Annotated in this window: 5 protein-coding genes and 1 pseudogene; 4 read left to right on the forward strand and 2 right to left on the reverse strand. The window is 39.6% G+C overall.

Annotated elements, in window-relative coordinates:
• Window positions 1-627: DNA adenine methylase (locus tag RRG12_RS41810; RefSeq protein ID WP_420763203.1), on the reverse strand; the 627-nt coding region annotated here is incomplete at its 3' end.
• A 165-nt stretch (window positions 628-792) separates the two neighbouring features.
• On the opposite strand from RRG12_RS41810, the gene RRG12_RS41815 reads away from it, so the two are divergent.
• From RRG12_RS41815 to RRG12_RS41830, 4 genes and pseudogenes are all read left to right on the forward strand, one after another.
• Complete coding sequence (locus tag RRG12_RS41815; protein ID WP_084227060.1) at window positions 793-999, forward strand: DUF751 family protein; 207 nt, start codon at window positions 793-795, stop codon at window positions 997-999.
• 123 nt (window positions 1,000-1,122) lie between these two features.
• On the forward strand, window positions 1,123-1,542 hold the full coding sequence (gene rbfA, locus RRG12_RS41820; protein WP_420759966.1) for a 30S ribosome-binding factor RbfA: 420 nt from the start codon (window positions 1,123-1,125) through the stop codon (window positions 1,540-1,542).
• Window positions 1,543-1,931: 389 nt separating this feature from the next.
• A pseudogene (locus RRG12_RS41825) lies at window positions 1,932-2,081 on the forward strand (hypothetical protein); the annotation flags it as partial.
• A gap of 415 nt (window positions 2,082-2,496) precedes the next feature.
• On the forward strand, window positions 2,497-2,733 hold the full coding sequence (locus tag RRG12_RS41830) for a DUF4327 family protein (RefSeq protein WP_069073690.1): 237 nt from the start codon (window positions 2,497-2,499) through the stop codon (window positions 2,731-2,733).
• Window positions 2,734-3,246: 513 nt separating this feature from the next.
• On the opposite strand, the gene RRG12_RS41835 is transcribed toward RRG12_RS41830, so the two are convergent.
• Window positions 3,247-3,542, reverse strand: a 296-nt coding sequence (locus tag RRG12_RS41835) for a hypothetical protein (protein WP_420763204.1), incomplete at its 5' end; no start/stop codon positions are given.

The following is a 3,542-nucleotide window of genomic DNA, read 5'->3' on the forward strand; positions in this document are numbered from 1 at the left end:
TTTACTAAAACAATTTTGACTATAAGCAGTGAAATAACTAGTCTCACTGATAGGATGGTAGGGTGGATCAAAAAATACAAAGTCATCATTGTTAGTTGCATGATTTAGCACTTCTGTAAAATCTGCTTGTTTAATTTCTGCATGAGAAAGTGCTACGGAGGCTACTTTCAGTAAATTTTCAGAACAAATATTGGGATTTTCATATCTGCCTAGAGGCACATTGAATTTCCCCTGTGAATTAACTCGATAAAGACCATTAAAACAAGTCTTATTAAGATAAATTAGACGAGCAGCCTTTTCTATATCAGTACCAACAGAGTTGTTTCTAATACTATAGTAATAATCTTTGTTATGTCGGATTTTATGCTCTTTCAATAGAGAAATTAAATCCTCAACATGATCTCTAACACAACAATAAGTGTTAATTAACTCGGCATTAATATCAGTTAAAATAGCTGCACTTGGTTGGAGATAGAAAAAAACTGCACCACCACCTAAAAATGGCTCATAGTAATTTTTATAACTTTTGGGAAAATAAGGAATATATTGCTGTATCAACCTACTTTTACCCCCAGCCCACTTCAAAAATGGACGCGGGCTAGTTTCTTTGGGGATTTGAATTACCATTTACTTACGATTTAACTGAAAATAATCACGACTAAATAAAGCCAATATAACCGACGAGCCGTATTTTATATTAACTGGCTAATTTTCCAGCCACATATATTACAATTGAGTAGATAAAGCATATCAAAACAAACGTAAGTATATAACAAGGCAGTTTACATTCAGATGTTTGACGGATTTTGGGATAACGTCTTTCGCTACCCCCGGTACTTAATTACTATTGTCTTAGGACTGTTTCTGAACACCTTTGCACCATTAGTGCCACTGTTGAAGCGTCCGGTCACATTGATCGCCCTCTTGGGTTTATTTGTGAGCAGCCTAGTCTTCCTTACTTTCACTCTACGGGCAATGCTGGGCTTAAGTCCAATCTAGACTAGCGCTATATCGGGGCTATGCCCCACAGACGGTTGCTCTTAGCGTTGCTCCCGCTAAGTACTGTCTAACCAACTTGCATCTATTTTTGTCGTACAACCTCTGTGATGAGGCGAAATTTTTATGGCTACAAATCGTCGGGTTTCCCGCGTTGCTGAACTGATCAAACGGGAAGTTAGCCAAATGCTGCTCAACGGCATTAAGGATGACCGTGTGGGTACTGGAATGGTTAGTGTTACTGATGTTGATGTTTCTGGCGATCTCCAACACGCCAAAATCTACGTCAGCATCTATGGTACAGATGAAGCTAAAGAAGAAACAATGGCAGGCTTAAAGTCCGCTACGGGTTATGTCCGCAGCGAACTTGGGGCGCGGGTACGCCTACGTCGTACACCAGAGGTGATATTTCTCGAAGATCGCTCCATCGAACGCGGTAATAAAGTATTGGCACTACTAAACCAACTTAATCATGACCGTCCTCCAGAAAATCTGGTACTTGTAGAAGACAGCACAGATCAAAATGATGAATCATCTAGTGAATAAGTAACTTAAATAACAATGTAACTTCAGAACAATTAATCTCAGCAAATCCGCCAAACAGTTTACAGACGTGACTAGATCGCGTCTGTTTTAATGTGACCATAACCTACTTCAGCGATCGGTAGTTGCATGTATGGGCTTCCTGTTTGTCTTGGCTTTTGTTTTTACTCTACTGCGTGAATTCGACGGTTCATATCGTGTCCGTCTAATGAGCCGAATCAAAAGGTTTTATTACGCAAAACTCCTAGTTGGAGAGGGACAGGCTGGAACTAAAGTTCAAAACAGGGAGAAAATCGTCAACGCAAAAAGGTAGTAGAAGCACCAACTTTTTTATGCAGATGCATAAATGATACTTGTCTCAAGCTACGAATTAGTATTACTCCACCCTTTTACAGATGTTTTTCAAAAGAAACCTATGTAATATTAGTGCTGTAAATAACCAAGCAATTACTGCCTTACTTAAGAAATTGTTAACAGATGCTAAGGTAAAAGGCTTAGTAGTGTACTTTAGCCGTTATGTTTTGCAACAGTTTATACCCTAGTATCTGACAAATATTCTTGTGTTGTTTACCCTTAGATGAATAGCTTTAAGGTGATTATTTGATATGTGAGCGATGCCTGCGGCGGGCTACGCCTACGCGATATCAACCCACCAAATCTTGCCTAAATACAGTAATGGCAAGACTTTCAGACTTGTGGCATCAAAGCCATACAGCTACAGATGCAGGTTAAGTTAACTACTTGGAATTTTTTTTGTAAAGCGGATTTTCGAGAAATGTCAGGAATCGTTGACTTTCTTAACATTTCTTGAGATTATTTTAGGATGTGTAGCGTCAAAATAAAAATAGTTCCGTATAGCAAACTACAAAATCCTAGCCACAAGTCTAATTTCTGTAATGTTTGTTCCTAATTATTAACGGGAACACTATCGTAAGTGTTAATTTGTGAGTAAAAACCATGAGTGTGAATACGGTGCCTTCTATCAATTACTACTCTCTAGATGTGATTCAAGACGAAGCACGCCGACTGGTGCAAAAGGGAATGATTAGCCGACAACAGCCAATATATACCCTTTGCCAATACATCCCAGCGAGAGAGTGGGTTTGCGTTGAATGTGAATTAGAGAAATGTGACTTTTTGTTGCGCGATCGCATTGGCGATCTAATTGGTCGTGAACAGTGGGACAACGACTAAATCAATGTTTGATTTCGGATTTGGGATTGGGAGCTTATTTTCGATGTGTGGATGTCACCATCAACGATTAGACGCCCAATCTGGGGGATAATCTCTGTTTTTTCATGAGCATTGCCCCATACAGAATCTTGCGTTTTTCATTAACACAGAAGTATTAGAGTCTGAATTTATACAACTTTTCAAGTTAAAGAAGGCATCAGAACCATTTGTTCTGTCCATCTGGTGTCACAGCTTGAGTCTAGTATGTAAATTCTGTGAAGTTCCTACATTGAGCCGATAGAAGTGTAGGAACTTCACTTTTGACTCATAATTCATTTCATCGCTTAGTTGAGGGAAGCGTCAATCTACTTGCTCTTCAAAGCCAAAATCCGTCTTAAAAAGTTTGCTGACTAGGGCTAACGGACACCAACGTGAACCTCCGCAAGCAACTGGCTCAACTCTGAAAAAATCCAAAATTTGTATAGTATTTTTTAAGACAAAATCTTGAAAAGCATAGCAAAACCATTTCAACAATTATTCTACTTGCTCTAAATACTGATTAATGTCTTCAATGATGCGAGTAAGTTCAGCTTCCGTAGTCAAGCGGATGTTGACGTTGCGGACAGTCAGCAAAACTTTGGCTGCGAATGGCGTTGGCCAGATATTAGGATTACAAAAAACTTCTAAAAATACTTCACCCGTATAACGATATTCCAAGGGAGGCTGGGGAGTGACTCTACCGCCGCCAGGAGTGGGTTTAGTGGCGATCGCTTTCAGGCGCTCCATCAGTTGATCCGTCGCTGTCTTTAATTCTCGTGCTGCTTGGGGTG

The organism is Nostoc sp. CALU 546 (genome assembly GCF_048836525.1).